The following is a 13,991-nucleotide window of genomic DNA, read 5'->3' on the forward strand; positions in this document are numbered from 1 at the left end:
GCGGGCAGGCCACATTATCGCCGACTCCGCCGGCGCGGCCGGCGCGTTCGCGGCCTGCTTGTTTCGCTTCGTAAACGGCGGCCCCGCCAGCGGCCTACGCCACGCCCTTGAAGTCGTGCATTTCCCGCAAAAACCCCAGGAACAATTCCGCGCGGTGGCTGAGCGGCCGGGCGGCTTCCGTCACGGCGCAGCCGGCGTGCTGGAAAACCGGGCTGCCGCGCTGCAGCTTCAGCGCGAAGCGCTTTTCGAGCAATTGGCCGTAATGGGTGGGCAGGATGCCCTGGTAGAAGCCGGTGGCCACCAGCGCCCCGACCGAATCGAGTCCGCCGGCATCCGGCCCGCGCGTGTAGCGCCCCGAGCGCAGCGCCTGCTCCACGTAGGGATGGGCGCGATAGACCAGGGGCAGGGCGCGGCCGGCCTTTTTGTCGGCGATGCGGCCCGATACGTAGACGCGGTGCGTCTCGATGTAGAGCGGCAGGTAGTTGAACTCCGGGTCGTCGCGATAGCGGCCGCGGATGGCAATGTCCACGCGCTGTTCGCGCAGCGCCTGGTTCAGGTCGGTGAACGACATGACGATGATCTCGGGCTGCACATTGGGCGCGTGCTGGCGCAGCCTGCCCAGGGCCTCCGGCAGTTTGCACTGCGGATGGGTCAGCGTGTGCTCGCCGATACCGATGGTCAGCGGACCGGACAGCACGCCATGCGCTGCATCGATCTCCGGCCGGATGCGCGATAGAGCGCGCAGTGCGCTGGAGGCCAGGTTCAGCGCCACCACGCCTTCCGGTGTCAGCTTGAAGCCGCCCGGCCCGCGCTCGCACAGTTTGACGCCCAGACGTTCCTCGACCTCGCGCACGTGGCGGCTGATCGATGCCTTGGTCATGTGCAGCTGTTTCTCGGCGGCGGCGAAGCCTCCGGCCTGGGCCGCGCTGCAGAACACGCGCAGCGACCGCAGGTCGCGCTCGTCGAAATCCAGTCTGACCATCGCCGTACCCCGAAAAGGTGAGTCTTTCCGGAATGCGAAAGGTATCGGATTCCGAAACTATCCCGACAAAAAAATCATTTTTTACCAATAAGCGCGCCTCGTAAAGTGTCCTCATCTTCAGCGGCGCCGCCCCGGCGTGCCACGAGACCGGGGTGACGCTCCTTCCTTTCCTGCCGTGAAGGTGCCGTCTACATGGAAACCCTTACTGTCCCGCCGCGTACCGGGCACAAGACCCTGCTCTATTCCGAGCTGGTTACCGATCTGGAGAATCTGCGCGCCGATATCGCGATACTCGGCATGCCTTTCGGGGCCGCCTATGGTCCGCACGCCTTCACCAACGACCAGACCCGCGCGCCGCAGACCATACGGAACCTGACGGATCGCCTGGTGCGCGCGCCCGAGCACTACGACTTCGATATCGACGGGCCGCTGCTGCAGGGACGCACGGACATCCGGTTCGTCGACTGCGGCGACGTCCTGCCCGATCTTTCCAAGCCTGGCGACCACTACCGGCGCTGCGAACTGGCGGTGCGCCGGATCCTGGGCGGCGGCGGGTTGCCTGTCGTGCTGGGCGGCGATCATGGCATCACGACCCCCGTGCTGCGCGGCTACGACGGGCACGGTCCCATCACCCTGGTTCATGTGGACGCCCACCTGGACTGGCGCGATGAAGTGAATGGCGTGCGCGACGGCTTGTCCAGCCCGATCCGGCGCGCCTCGGAAATGCCCCATGTGAAGCACATCGTGCAGATCGGCCTGCGCGCACAGGGCAGCGGCCGGCCGGCCGATTACGAGGCCGCGCGGCGCTACGGGGCGGACCTGATCACCGCCTATGAGCTGCATGACGTCGGGATGCAGGCGGTGCTGGACCGCATTCCGGATGGCGGCAATTACTACCTGAGCATCGATGCCGACGGCATGGACGCGGCCGTCATGCCGGCCGTGGACGGGCCCGCGCCCGGCGGAGTCACCTTCGTGCAGGCGCGCAAGCTGATACACGGCCTGGTCAAAAAGGGGCGCGTCGTCGGGATGGACATCGTGGAAATCCAGCCTTCCAAGGACAACGCCGCCATGCTGACCTGTGTCACCGCCGGCCGGCTCATCGTCAACCTGATCGGCGCCTCCATCCGCGCCGGCTATTTCGACCGCAAGTGAGAAGCGACCCATGGCACACACACGCATCCGTAAATTCAACACCCGCGCGACCTATCCGGAACAGAAGCTGGACAACGACCTCTGCCAGGCGGTGGTGGCACGCGGCACTTTCGTATTCCTGCGCGGCCAGATCGGCCAGAACCTGGATACTTCGGAGTCCGTGTGCATCGGCGACGTGGCGGGACAGACCGAGCAGGCGATGAAGAACATCGACATGCTGCTCAAGGAAGCGGGCAGCAAGCTGGACCACATCTGCAAGCTGACCATCTACATCTCCGACCCGCGCTATCGCGAGGATGTCTACCGCGTGGTGGGCCGCTGGCTGAAAGGCGTGTTTCCCGTGTCCACGGGCATCGTGGTAAGCGCCTTCGCGCGTCCCGAGTACATGGTGGAGGTGGACGCGACGGCGGTTATCCCCGATTGACTTTCCAGGTCGGTAATCCGATAACGGCGTGCCGGTCTGCCGGCGCGCTGTCCGCGAAGAACATAACAACGCAGCCTTTCAAGGCGGCCCGCATCGACCGTCGATCGATGCGGGCAGGCCGCGAGATATCGATGCCGCTGGGAGCAGGCGGAGCGACGCGGGCGTGTCTCGTCCTTATTCACGGACGAGGCCGCACTAGCCTTTTGTTGACGTGCTTTTTGTCCTGCTCCGGCAGATCTCTTCGTAAGGAAGCGGTATGAAACTGAAACTCCTCGCCATGGCCGCCATCGGCGTCGCCGCATCCCTGTCGGCGCTGACCGCGTCCGCCCAGGATGCCTTGTCCACCATCATGGCCCGCAAATCGATACGCGTGGCCGTTCCCACCGACTATCCGCCCTTCGGCTTCGTGGGCAACGATATGCAGCCGCAGGGCCTGGATATCGATATGGCCCGCCTGATCGCCAGCAAGCTGGGCGTGAAGCTGGAGCTGGTGCCCGTCACCGCGCCCAACCGCGTGGCCTATCTGCAAACGAAAAAGACCGACCTGACGATTTCCTCGCTGGGCAAGACGGCGGAGCGCGCCAAGGTGATCGATTTCAGCATCGCTTACTCGCCTTTTTTCGATGCGGTGTTCGGCGCCAAGGGCCTCAAGGCCAATAGCTACGCAGACCTGAAGGGCAAGGTGATATCCGTGACGCGCGGATCGATGCAGGACGAGGAGTTGCAGCGGCTGGCGCCGGGCGCGGATGTCAAGCGCTTCGAGGATAACAACAGCACCATCGCGGCTTTCCTTTCGGGCCAGACGCAGCTGTTCGCCAGCGGTACCGCGGTAGCTTCGGCGATCCAGCAGAAGAACCCGTCCGCAGATCTGGAGCTGAAGGTTGTTCTGGCGAACGCGCCCTGTTATGTCGGCGTGGGCAAGGGGGAAACGCAACTGCTGGACAAGGTGAACGCGGTGATCCGCCAGGCCAGGCAGGACGGCACCATCGATAATCTGTCGCGCAAGTGGCTGGGCGCGCCGGCGGGCGAGCTGCCGGACTGACGTCGTCCGGCCGTTGCCGTAACGATATCGCCCGGCAGCCGGCCGGGTAGCAGGACCAGCGGGTCCGCCGCCACCGATAAGGCGGCGCCCGCCGGCACGCGCGGCCAGGGCCCGTCAGCCATGGCCGGCACATGCTCCCGCGAGGGCGTGGCGCGGGCCGCCGGATGTACAAGGGGAACACGTGATGCAAGCGGAACGGGATGCGAGCGCGCACATCGCGCGCTGGGTGGCGTCGCTGCGGCCCGATGCGATGCCGCCGGCAGTGCGCGCCCGCGCGCGGGCCTGCCTGCTCGACACCGTGGGCGTGGCGCTGGCCGGCTCGGCCACGGCGGCGGCGCGGTATGCCCGCGCCCTGGCCGACGAGACTTCGGCGCAGGGCGCCTGTACCGCGCTGGGCACCGCCCGGCGCTACGACGCATGCGCGGCCGCCTTCGTCAACGGTACGGCCGCCCATGCGCAGGATTTCGACGACAACTGCTACGCCGGCTTCGTCCATGGGTCGGCCGCCATTGTTCCCGCGGTGCTGTCCGTGGGTGAACGGCAGGACGCCACGGGCGCCGACGCGGTCAGCGCCTGCGTGGCGGGCGCCGAGTGCGAATACGCGGTGGGTGCGGCCACGCGGTCGCGGCTGTATGAGCGCGGCTGGTGGACGACGGGCGTGCTGGGGCCGATCGGTGCCAGCATGGCGGCGGCCTGGCTGCTGCGGCTGGACGAGTCGCGCACGCACGCGGCGCTGGGGTTGGCGATTGCCGGCGCCGGCGGCATGAAGGCGTGCTTCGGCTCGGATGCCAAACCGCTGGGCGCGGGGCACGCGGCGCGGGCCGGCGTCGCCTGCGCGCTGCTGGCATTGCACGGAGCCTCCGGCCCCCGGCAGGCGCTGGAAGGCGCCAACGGTCTGGCCGATCTGTTCAACGATGGCGTTTTCGACGAGGCTCGCATCGGCACTCTGGGGCGGCACTGGTACCTGGAGCAACCCGGTGTGGACGTGAAGCGGATCCCCGTTTGCCTGTCCTCGCACGCCGCGGCCGACGCGGTCGCGGAACTGGCGGCCGAACATGGCGTGTCGGCGGACGATGTCGCGGAAGTCCTCTGCGATGTGCCGCCCATCGTCCTGGCCAATCTGAAGTACGACGCGCCCGCGTCGCCGCGCGAGGCGCAGTTCAGCATGCCCTTCGCCATCGCGGCCACCTTGCTGCACGGCAAGGTTTCGCTGCGCCATCTGTCCGGCGATATCCTGGCGGATCCGGGCCTGCGGGCCCTGATGGCACGTATCCGGCAGTACAGCGGCGAGCGGTGGCGGGATGACCGCCTGCGCGAGCGTGCGCCGGAAGGCGCGGCCGTGCATCTGCGCCTGCGCGATGGCCGGACGCTGGAGCGATTCCGCGCCGCCGCGCGCGGCGGCACCGCCGATCCCCTTTCCGACGACGACCTGGCCGGCAAGTTCGGCGAATGCGCCGGCCCGGTACTGGGCGCGTCCCGCGCCGCCGGCCTGCTGGCGGGCTTGCGGGAGGTCGATGGCGCCACGCCGCTGCGCCACATACTGCGGGGCGCCGCCGGCGCCTCGACCGCCTGAGCCGACCGAGAGCGATATCGATGCTGCAATTTTCCGATGTGCTGGCCGCCTGGCCCATGTTCCTGGGCGGGCTGGGCTTTACCGTATTCCTGACCGTGGTCTCGTGCACGCTGGGCACGCTGCTGGGCATCGCGTGCGCGGGCGCGCGGCTGTACGGTGGACGCATTACGCGCGGCATCGTGGCCTGCTATGTGGAGTTCTTCCGCAATACCCCTTTCCTGGCGCAGATCTTTTTCATTTTCTTCGGCCTGCCCTCCGTCGGCCTGAAGCTCGGCAGCACCAGCGCGGCATTGCTGTCCTTGACGCTGAACCTGGGCGCCTATGCCTGCGAAATCGTGCGCGCCGGCATCGAGGCCACGCCGCGCGGGCAGATCGAAGCCGCCGAATCGCTGGCGCTGAACGGCTGGCAGATATTTACCCGCGTGATCGTGCCGCCGGCGCTGGGGCGCATCTGGCCCGGGCTGACCAGCCAGCTGGTCATCATGATGCTGGCCTCCGCGCTGTGCAGCCAGATATCGACCGCGGAGCTTTCCTACGTCGCCAACTTCATCGCCGGCAAGACCTTCCGCAATTTCGAGTCGTACATCGTCGTGACCCTGGCCTACCTGGTGCTGGCCATTGCCTTGCGGGGGCTGCTGGCATGGCTGGGCCCGCGCTTTATCTTCGGCCGCTTGCCGCACCCATCCGCATGAACAGGAGCCGGTCATGAATGCCTTTTCGAATTGGGACATCATCCGCAACCTGCTGCTGGCCGTGCCCTGGACGCTGGCGCTGTCGGCCATCGCTTTCATCGGCGGTTCGCTGCTGGCGGTGGCGATGCTGGTGGCGCGGCTGTGGAAGCCGGTGACGCTGGGCCGGCTGATCGGCTGGTACGTGCAATTGTTCCAGGGCACGCCGCTGCTGATGCAGCTATTCCTGGCCTATTTCGGCCTGGCGCTGGTGGGTATCGATACCACGCCGCTGATGGCGGCGACGGTGTGCCTGATCCTTTACTCCTGCGCCTATCTGACCGAGACCTGGTACGGCTGCGTGCGGTCGATTCCGGCCGGCCAATGGGAGGCATCGGCCAGCCTGGCGCTGAACCTGCGCGAGCAGCTGGTGCACGTCATCTTCCCGCAGACCTTCCGCATGTCCGTGCCGCCTACGGTGGGCCTGCTGGTGCAGATCGTGAAGAACACCTCGCTGGCTTCGGTGGTGGGGTTCGTGGAATTGACTCGTGCCGGGCAGATGATCGCCAACGTCACCTATGCGCCTTTCCTGGTGTACGGCCTGGTATCGCTGATCTACTTCGCGATTTGTTTTCCCTGTTCGCTTCTGGGCCGGCGCCTGGAAAGACGGACGCGTATCCAGTACTGAAACCGAAAAAGGAAGCTCGCCATGCCCGGCAACGATATCAGCCGCGACCGCAACGCCTGCCTGGTGGAGATCAAGGGGCTGCGCAAATGTTTCGGCGACCAGGAAGTCCTGAAGGGCATCGACCTGTGCGTGCGGCGCAGCGAGGTCGTATCCATCATTGGCCGCAGCGGTTCGGGAAAAAGCACCTTGCTGCGCTGTATCAACGGCCTGGAGCGTTTCGACGCCGGCAGCCTGACGGTCGGCGGATATGCCTTGCGGCATCGCGATGCTCATGCGATGCGGGAATTGCGGCAGAACGTCGGCATGGTGTTCCAGCAGTTCAATCTGTTTCCCACGATGAGCGCGGGCCGCAACATCATGCTGGCGCCGCGCCTGGTGCGCAAGCTGCCCGAGGCCGATGCGCGCAGGCTGGCGGAGTCCCTGCTCGAGCGCGTCGGCCTGGCGGGCCGTTTCGACAGTGCGCCGCACCAGCTCTCCGGCGGCCAGCAGCAGCGGGTGGCCATCGCCCGCGCCTTGGCGATGAATCCGGAAGTCGTGCTGTGCGACGAAATGACCTCGGCCCTGGACCCGGAACTGGTGGGTGAAGTCCTGCAGGTGATCGAAAATCTGGCGCGCGAAGGGTCCACGCTGATCATCGTTACGCACGAGATGGGCTTCGCCCGCAAGGTCAGCGACCGGGTCGTTTTCATGCACCAGGGCCGGGTGCACGAGGAGGGACCGCCGCAGCAGATCTTCGATTGCCCGCGCACGCCGGAACTGCGCAGCTTCTTGTCCCTCCCGGCCTAACGGGCCTGGCCGGCCCGTGAACGCCGGCGCAACACCGCCAGCTGCACCGCGGCCATCAGCGCCAACTGGATCGCCACGACGAAGAAGGGGATGCGGTAATTCCCGGTCAGCGTGACCAGTACCGAGAACATCGAAGGCCCGACGAAATAACCCAGGAAAGAGATCAGAACCGAAGCTGACGTCGCTTCCACGATTTTTTCCGGCGGCGAAAGCCGGGCGATCTCGGCGAGGTAAATGCCGTTCCAGCTGGCGGCGAAAAAACCCGCCGCGCCGGCGGCCGTCCCGGCCAGCAGCAGCGACGGCGATGCCGGCAGCAGCGCGTAGGCCGCCACCAATGCGGCGGCGATGAAGGCCTGGATCGTCAGGTTGTAGGCGGGGCGGCCGGTACGATCGGCCAGCCAGCCCAGGAAGATGCGCGCGAAGACGCCGGCGAACTGCATGCAGGCATAGGCGATGCCGGCGGTCGCCAGCGGCATGCCGCGCGCGGTGACCAGATACGTGACCGAAAACGAGAACAGCGAGCCCTGCACGATGGCGAACGAAAAGGCCAGGGCGGATACCGTCAGCAGCGACGGCGCGGCGCGCAGCACGCGATAGGGCGTCAGGAAGGCGCGCGGATGAATCAGCGCCTTGACGTGTATCGACCGGCGCGGGTCGCGTTCGGTATCCAGCCGCTGGCGTGCCGGCGCGATCACGCAGGCGGCGGCGATGCCGATGGCCATGGATATCAGCATGGCGCCTTCCCAGCCCCAGGCGGCCGCCGCCGGCGCCAGGATCAGGCCGGCGCAGGCCGCGCCCGCCGGCGCGCCGGCCTGCTTGATCGAGAAAATCAACGTGCGATGCCGTGGCGGCGCGGTCGCCGCCAGGATGCGGCTGCCCGCCGGCGGCGACGGGCCGTAGCCGATGCCCATCAGGATGGCGCCGACGATCAGCAACGGCCAGTAGCCGGTGGCCGCCAGGCCCAGGCCGAAGACGGCCAGCAGGGCGCCGGCCTGCAGCATGCGCACCGGGCCCAGCCGTGCCAGCAGCGGCGCGCCGAACAGCAGGAACAGGACGGTGCCCAGCGAATTCAGCGAGGACAGATTGCCGACCCGTTCCGGCGAGAGGCCGGCGCCGGCCGTGAGCAGCGGCGCGATCACGGGCAGGCTTTGGTCGAGGAAGGAGGCCACGGTTTGCATGCCCAGCGTGGTGGACAGCGCCAGCACCCACAGCGGAACGCCGCCGGCCGCGCCGGCGAAGGGTTCGTCCGGCGGCCCGGCGGCGGGCGGGTTCCCTTGGGATCGTGCGGCATCCGATGCCTCCGCGCCGGCACCCGGGTGGCGGGACGTCGGCGCCTCGGCGTCCCGGGAATCCGGCGAAGGCAAAGACGGTGGCGTGTCTTTCATTGCGGGCATGGCGTCCGGGTGCGCAAGCCGCGGGCGGCGGTTCGCATCGCGCGACATGGTAACGCGTGTCGTCGCGAGCGCGTTGCCGGTGTCTTCCCGACCGCAGGGGCACCCTTCGGGCGCACCTGCGGCCGGCGCGCGCCGGACCTGAACAAAATTTCGTTCTGAACCATACAAAACCGAGGTATTCCTCAGGTCCGGCCATCAATAATGGTCGTCGGCCGGACGCCGCCTGCGCGATCGGGCCATCAAAAACACAACGGAGACAAACGCATGCCCATCCGCCCCTACGCGCCGCGCAGGCGCTTGCTGACCACCGCCGCCGCCTGTGCGCTGGCTGTCCTGGCGCCTTTCGCGCAAAGCGCCCAGGCCGCTTTCCCGGATCACGCCCTGAAACTGGTCGTGCCGTATCCGCCCGGCGGCGCCACCGACGTGGTGGGCCGCGTCGTCGCGATGAAGCTGGCGGAAGTGCTGAAGCAACAGGTGGTGGTGGAAAACCGCGGCGGCGCGGGCGGCAACCTCGGTGCCGATGCCGTCGCGCGCGCCGAACCGGACGGCTACACGCTGTTGATGGGCGCGATCACATCGCATTCCATCATGTCGACGCTGGAGAAAAAGACCATCTCGTACGACCTGATGCGCGACCTGACGCCGGTGGCCATCATCGCCGCGGTGCCGCTGGTTTTCGTGGTCAACCCCAAGCTGCCGGTGCACGACCTGAAGGAATTGATCGCCTATGCCAAGGCCAATCCGGGCAAGCTGACCTATGCGTCGTCCGGCGCCGGCGCGCCGCAGCGCATGGCTGCCGAACTCTTCAAGCGCCAGGCTGGCGTGGACATCCTGCACGTGCCGTATCGCGGCAGCGGTCCCGCCATGACGGACCTGGTCGGCGGCCAGGTGCAGACCATGGTGGAAACCGTCCCGGCCGCGCTGCCCTTCATCAAGAGCGGACAGCTGCGCGCCCTTGCGGTTACGATGCCCGATCGCATCTCCATGCTGCCCGATACGCCGACCGCGGCCGAAGCCGGCCTGCCCAACTTCAATGTTGCGTCGATGTTCGGCGTGCTGGTTCCGGCCAAGACCCCCAAACCCGTGGTGGATACGTTGAACGCCGCATTGGCCAGGATCCTGGTCATGCCGGACACCAAGGAGAAGCTGTTGCAGCAGGGCGCCTACGCGGTGGCGCCGGCCTCGGCCGACGACGCGCGCAAGCGGCTGCAGGCGGAGGTCGACCAGTGGGCGCAGGTCATCCAGGACGCGAAGATCACGGTGGACTGATGGCCTTGCGGCGCCACGAATCGCAGTATCGGTATCGCGGCGCACCCGCCCACGGGTGCGCCGGTTTCAATGAAGGATAGTCATGTCATCGAAGTCTTCGTCTCCATCCGATGCGGCCGCCGCCAGCGGCATGCGCAAGGGCCTGACCAGCTACGGCGATGCGGGGTTCTCGCTGTTCCTGCGCAAGGCCTTCATCAAGGGCGCCGGCCTGACCGACGATGCGCTGTCGCGGCCCATCGTCGGCATCGCCAATACGGGCAGCGGCTTCAATCCCTGCCACGGGAATATGCCGCAGCTGGTGGAAGCGGTGAAGCGCGGCGTAATGCTGGCCGGCGGCCTGCCGGTGGAGTTTCCGACCATCTCGGTCCATGAAAGCTTCGCGTCGCCCACGAGCATGTTCCTGCGCAATCTGATGTCCATGGATACGGAGGAAATGATCCGGGCGCAGCCCATGGACGCGGTGGTGCTGATCGGCGGCTGCGACAAGACCGTGCCTGCGCAGCTGATGGCCGCCGCCAGCGGCAAGGTGCCCGCCATCCAGCTGGTCACCGGCTCGATGCTGACCGGCTCGCATCGCGGCGAACGCGTCGGGGCCTGCACCGACTGCCGCCGCTTCTGGGGCAAGTACCGCGCCGAGGAAATCGACGATACCGAGATCGCCGACGTCAACAACCAATTGGTCGCCAGCGTGGGCACGTGTTCCGTGATGGGCACGGCCAGCACCATGGCCTGTATCGCCGAGGCGCTGGGCATCGCGATACCCGGCAGCGCATCGCCCCCCGCGGTGACGGCCGACCGCATCCGCGTGGCCGAACGCACCGGCGCTCAGGCCGTGGCGATGATAGGCGCGCAACTGACGCCCGACCGCATCCTGACCGCGAAGTCCTTCGAAAACGCATTGCGGGTACTGCTGGCGATCGGCGGTTCCACCAACGGCATCATCCACCTGACCGCGGTGGCGGGGCGGCTGGGCATCAGCCTGGACATGGAGGCTTTCGACCGTATCGGCAAGGAAACACCCGTGCTGGTGGACCTGAAGCCGTCCGGACAGCATTACATGGAAGACTTCCACAAGGCGGGCGGCGTGCGCACGCTGTTGCGCGAATTGCGGCCGCTGCTGCATCTGGACGCGCTGACGGTCACCGGACGCACGCTGGGCGAAGAGCTGGACGACGCGCCGCCGCCTTTCCCGCAGGACGTCGTGCGCCCCTTCGGCCAGCCCGTCTTCGCGCAAGGCGGCATCGCGGTGCTGCGCGGCAACCTGGCGCCAGGCGGTGCGATCATCAAGCAATCCGCCGCCACCGCCGCGCTGATGGAACATGAAGGCCGCGCCGTCGTGTTCGAGGACCTGGAAGACCTGGCCCGGCGCGTGGACGATGACGGCCTGGATATACACGCCGACGACATCATGGTCCTCAAGCATATCGGCCCGGTGGGCGCGCCCGGCATGCCGGAGGCCGGCTACATGCCGATTCCGCGCAAGCTGGCTCGTGCGGGCGTGAAGGACATGGTGCGGATTTCGGACGGGCGCATGAGCGGGACGGCGTCCGGGTCCATCGTGCTGCACGTCACGCCGGAATCCGCCATCGGCGGGCCGTTGGCGCTGGTGCGCAACGGCGACCGCATCCGCCTGAGCGTCCAGCGGCGCGAACTGACGCTGCTGGTCGACGATGCCGAACTGGCGCGCCGCCAGGCGGCCTGGCAACCGCGCCCGCCGCGCGAGGGCGACGAGCGCGGCTACCGCAAGCTGTTCCTGAGCACGGTGACGCAGGCGGACAAGGGTTGCGACTTCGACTTCCTGCGCGGCACGAACGACAACGGCAGCACGCCCGTGGGCAAGCCCTAGGCGCGTCCGGGCCGCCTCCGCCGCGGCACGGGCCGGGCGCGATTCAGTCCCCGCGCGCCGCGCGGCGCGCGGGGGCACGCGGAAACACCGCGCGCGCGTCTTCCAGCAAGGTCCCGGCCAGCGCCGCGCGCGCGCCATGCGTCTGCCACACCAGGCCGACGCGGCGCACGGGCGCGCGGCCGGGCAGGGGCACCCGCGTCAGCGCGTAGCGCGACGACCACAGCGAAGACCAGTCCGGCAGCAGCGCCACCCCCAGGCCCTGGTCCACCAGGGCGGCGACACCGAGCAGGCTGTCCATTTCCAGCCGCTGGTGCGGCACGATGTGGTGGTCGCGCAGATAGCGGTCCGCCAGCTGCCCGCCCAGGACGGAGCGGTCGTAGCGGATGAAGGGCTGGGTGCGCAGCAGCTCGTGGGCGTCGCGGCCCTTCATGGCGGCCGGGGCCACGACGACCAGGGGCTCTTCCATGATGGATTGCCAGCGCACGGATTTGCCGATGGCGAATTGCGGCTCTACCACGACGGCGGCATCCAGTTCGCCGGCCGCCACGCGATGGCACAGGTCCACCGACGCTCCCGGCATGACGAACACCGACAGGCTGGAATGGCGCTCGTACAGCCGCTTGAGCAGCGGCGGCAGCACGCTGGTCATCGCGGATACGAATACGCCCAGGCGCAGCTCGCCGATCGAGGCTTCGTCATCCGCGAGGGCCGCCAGGTCGCGCGCATCGCGCAGCAGCGCGCGGGCGCGCTCCAGGATGCGCATGCCGGCCTCGGTGGGGCGCACCGAACGGCCGGCGCGCTTGATCAGCGACAGGCCCAGGGTGTCTTCCAGCGCCTTGATGCGCGCCGCCACCGCCGTCGGCGTCAGGTCCAGCCGCCGCGCCGCCTGGGCGAACGAACCGCTTTCGGCGACCGTGACGAAGCTCTGCAGGTAGCGGGTATCCATCGCGATGATTTCCGGGCGGGGTCGGTCCAGGGCGCACTGCCCGGCGAGCGTGGCGCCGGGCGAATGCTGAAAAATATTGCGGTGTGATAGTAACGGAACCGGCTTTTTTTCTGTTTCCGGCACAGCCACACTGGCAGGCTGCGGCATGGCGTCCGGCCCCGGTATCCCCGGTACGGACGCCCGGAGCCATAATGATCATTCAATGCGCCGGCGTCCGAACCTCGAACGACCGGTCCGCCCGGAGGAGTCCGTCCATGTCCCATCACCACGACCATCGCTTGCGCGGCGTCCTGTCGCCTGTCCTCACGCCGTTCAACCTGGACCGCACGCCCAGCGCGGACGGGCTGGTGCGCCATTGCCGCGCGCTGGTCGAGCAGGGCGTGGGGCTGGCGGTCTTCGGTACCAATTCAGAAGCCGCGTCGATGTCCGTCGCCGAAAAGCGCGGGCTGCTGGACGCGCTGCTGGCGGCCGGCCTGCCGCCGGAGCGCATGATGCCCGGCACCGGCGCCTGCGCCGTGCCGGATGCGATCGAGCTGACGCGCCATGCCGTGCAGGGAGGTTGCGCGGGCGTGCTGGTGCTGCCGCCGTTCTATTACAAGGGCGTTAGCGACGAGGGCCTGTTCCGTGCCTATGCCAACCTGATCGAAGGCGTGGGCGACGACAGGCTGCGGGTGTACCTGTATCACATCCCTCCCGTCAGCGGCGTGCCGATCACCCTGGGGCTGATCGAGCGCCTGCTGAAGGCCTATCCCAAGCAGATCGCGGGCGCCAAGGACAGCTCCGGCGACTGGCACAACACCGAGGCAATGGTGCGCGAATTCGCGGCGGACGGCTTCGATGTATTCCCGGGCAGCGAAGTCTTCCTGCTGCCGGGACTGCGCGCCGGCGCGGTCGGCTGCATTACCGCCACGGCCAACGTCAATGCGGCGGAGATCATGCGCGTCTATCGGGAATGGCAGACGCCGCAGGCGGACGCCTGGCATGAGCGTATCCGCCAGATCCGCGGCATCTTCCAGGCGCTCCCCATGATTTCGGCGATGAAGGAAGCGGTGGCCTGGCAATCCGGCGACGATGCCTGGTCCATCGTGCGCCCGCCGCTGGTCGAGTTGACCGAAGCCCAGGGGGCGGAACTGCGGCGCCAACTGGCGGACGCGGATTACCGCATGCCGATGGCGGAGACGCTGCGGTATTCGGAATAGCGGGCTTATTGCCCGCCTG

13 protein-coding genes are annotated in these 13,991 nt (G+C 67.8%); 10 read left to right on the top strand and 3 right to left on the bottom strand.

What is annotated here, in order from left to right:
* Positions 1-94: 94 nt before the first annotated feature.
* Positions 95-982 (bottom strand): LysR family transcriptional regulator, encoded by an 888-nt coding sequence (locus ACO1P8_RS13040; RefSeq protein ID WP_486296307.1) that lies wholly within the window; start codon positions 980-982, stop codon positions 95-97.
* Between the two features lie 192 nt (positions 983-1,174).
* Between ACO1P8_RS13040 and ACO1P8_RS13045 the strand changes: the two genes are divergently transcribed.
* From ACO1P8_RS13045 to ACO1P8_RS13075, 7 genes are all read left to right on the top strand, one after another.
* Positions 1,175-2,137: an agmatinase gene (locus ACO1P8_RS13045; RefSeq protein WP_486296308.1), complete on the top strand. Its 963-nt coding sequence runs from the start codon at positions 1,175-1,177 to the stop codon at positions 2,135-2,137.
* A gap of 10 nt (positions 2,138-2,147) precedes the next feature.
* Positions 2,148-2,561, top strand: coding sequence for a RidA family protein (locus ACO1P8_RS13050; RefSeq protein ID WP_486296309.1), 414 nt, complete (start codon positions 2,148-2,150; stop codon positions 2,559-2,561).
* 256 nt (positions 2,562-2,817) lie between these two features.
* Positions 2,818-3,603, top strand: coding sequence for a transporter substrate-binding domain-containing protein (locus tag ACO1P8_RS13055; RefSeq protein WP_486296310.1), 786 nt, complete (start codon positions 2,818-2,820; stop codon positions 3,601-3,603).
* 184 nt (positions 3,604-3,787) lie between these two features.
* On the top strand, positions 3,788-5,176 hold the full coding sequence (locus ACO1P8_RS13060) for an MmgE/PrpD family protein (RefSeq protein WP_486296347.1): 1,389 nt from the start codon (positions 3,788-3,790) through the stop codon (positions 5,174-5,176).
* 20 nt (positions 5,177-5,196) lie between these two features.
* Positions 5,197-5,868 carry an amino acid ABC transporter permease gene (locus ACO1P8_RS13065; RefSeq protein ID WP_486296311.1) on the top strand — a complete coding sequence of 224 codons (672 nt, stop codon included), beginning with the start codon at positions 5,197-5,199 and terminating at the stop codon, positions 5,866-5,868.
* 13 nt (positions 5,869-5,881) lie between these two features.
* A complete protein-coding gene (locus ACO1P8_RS13070; RefSeq protein ID WP_486296312.1) occupies positions 5,882-6,532 on the top strand; it encodes an amino acid ABC transporter permease in 651 nt (216 codons plus the stop codon).
* A 21-nt stretch (positions 6,533-6,553) separates the two neighbouring features.
* The gene (locus ACO1P8_RS13075) at positions 6,554-7,318 is read left to right on the top strand and encodes an amino acid ABC transporter ATP-binding protein (RefSeq protein ID WP_486296313.1); all 765 of its coding nucleotides are present in this window, start codon (positions 6,554-6,556) and stop codon (positions 7,316-7,318) included.
* Here ACO1P8_RS13075 and ACO1P8_RS13080 read toward each other — a convergent pair.
* Positions 7,315-8,703, bottom strand: coding sequence for an MFS transporter (locus ACO1P8_RS13080; RefSeq protein WP_486296314.1), 1,389 nt, complete (start codon positions 8,701-8,703; stop codon positions 7,315-7,317). The two genes, ACO1P8_RS13075 and ACO1P8_RS13080, sit on opposite strands and share 4 nt — an antisense overlap.
* A 273-nt stretch (positions 8,704-8,976) precedes the next feature.
* Here ACO1P8_RS13080 and ACO1P8_RS13085 point away from each other — a divergent pair, with 273 nt between their 5' ends.
* Positions 8,977-9,981, top strand: coding sequence for a Bug family tripartite tricarboxylate transporter substrate binding protein (locus ACO1P8_RS13085; protein WP_486296315.1), 1,005 nt, complete (start codon positions 8,977-8,979; stop codon positions 9,979-9,981).
* Between the two features lie 82 nt (positions 9,982-10,063).
* Positions 10,064-11,827 (top strand): IlvD/Edd family dehydratase, encoded by a 1,764-nt coding sequence (locus ACO1P8_RS13090; RefSeq protein WP_486296316.1) that lies wholly within the window; start codon positions 10,064-10,066, stop codon positions 11,825-11,827.
* 43 nt (positions 11,828-11,870) lie between these two features.
* Here ACO1P8_RS13090 and ACO1P8_RS13095 read toward each other — a convergent pair whose 3' ends face one another.
* Positions 11,871-12,773 carry a LysR family transcriptional regulator gene (locus ACO1P8_RS13095; RefSeq protein WP_486296317.1) on the bottom strand — a complete coding sequence of 301 codons (903 nt, stop codon included), beginning with the start codon at positions 12,771-12,773 and terminating at the stop codon, positions 11,871-11,873.
* Positions 12,774-13,027: 254 nt separating this feature from the next.
* On the opposite strand from ACO1P8_RS13095, the gene ACO1P8_RS13100 reads away from it, so the two are divergent.
* Positions 13,028-13,972: a dihydrodipicolinate synthase family protein gene (locus tag ACO1P8_RS13100; protein ID WP_486296318.1), complete on the top strand. Its 945-nt coding sequence runs from the start codon at positions 13,028-13,030 to the stop codon at positions 13,970-13,972.
* Positions 13,973-13,991: the final 19 nt, after the last annotated feature.

The organism is Bordetella sp., assembly GCF_057362025.1.

Bases quoted from the DNA above. Each gene is read 5' to 3' on its own strand.
- ACO1P8_RS13040 (WP_486296307.1), bottom strand. From the start codon at position 982: ATGGTCAGACTGGATTTCGACGAGCGCGACCTGCGGTCGCTGCGCGTG.
- ACO1P8_RS13050 (WP_486296309.1), top strand. From the start codon at position 2,148: ATGGCACACACACGCATCCGTAAATTCAACACCCGCGCGACCTATCCG.
- ACO1P8_RS13045 (WP_486296308.1), top strand. From the start codon at position 1,175: ATGGAAACCCTTACTGTCCCGCCGCGTACCGGGCACAAGACCCTGCTC.
- ACO1P8_RS13080 (WP_486296314.1), bottom strand. From the start codon at position 8,703: ATGAAAGACACGCCACCGTCTTTGCCTTCGCCGGATTCCCGGGACGCC.
- ACO1P8_RS13085 (WP_486296315.1), top strand. From the start codon at position 8,977: ATGCCCATCCGCCCCTACGCGCCGCGCAGGCGCTTGCTGACCACCGCC.
- ACO1P8_RS13060 (WP_486296347.1), top strand. From the start codon at position 3,788: ATGCAAGCGGAACGGGATGCGAGCGCGCACATCGCGCGCTGGGTGGCG.
- ACO1P8_RS13095 (WP_486296317.1), bottom strand. From the start codon at position 12,773: ATGGATACCCGCTACCTGCAGAGCTTCGTCACGGTCGCCGAAAGCGGT.
- ACO1P8_RS13055 (WP_486296310.1), top strand. From the start codon at position 2,818: ATGAAACTGAAACTCCTCGCCATGGCCGCCATCGGCGTCGCCGCATCC.
- ACO1P8_RS13070 (WP_486296312.1), top strand. From the start codon at position 5,882: ATGAATGCCTTTTCGAATTGGGACATCATCCGCAACCTGCTGCTGGCC.
- ACO1P8_RS13100 (WP_486296318.1), top strand. From the start codon at position 13,028: ATGTCCCATCACCACGACCATCGCTTGCGCGGCGTCCTGTCGCCTGTC.
- ACO1P8_RS13075 (WP_486296313.1), top strand. From the start codon at position 6,554: ATGCCCGGCAACGATATCAGCCGCGACCGCAACGCCTGCCTGGTGGAG.
- ACO1P8_RS13065 (WP_486296311.1), top strand. From the start codon at position 5,197: ATGCTGCAATTTTCCGATGTGCTGGCCGCCTGGCCCATGTTCCTGGGC.
- ACO1P8_RS13090 (WP_486296316.1), top strand. From the start codon at position 10,064: ATGTCATCGAAGTCTTCGTCTCCATCCGATGCGGCCGCCGCCAGCGGC.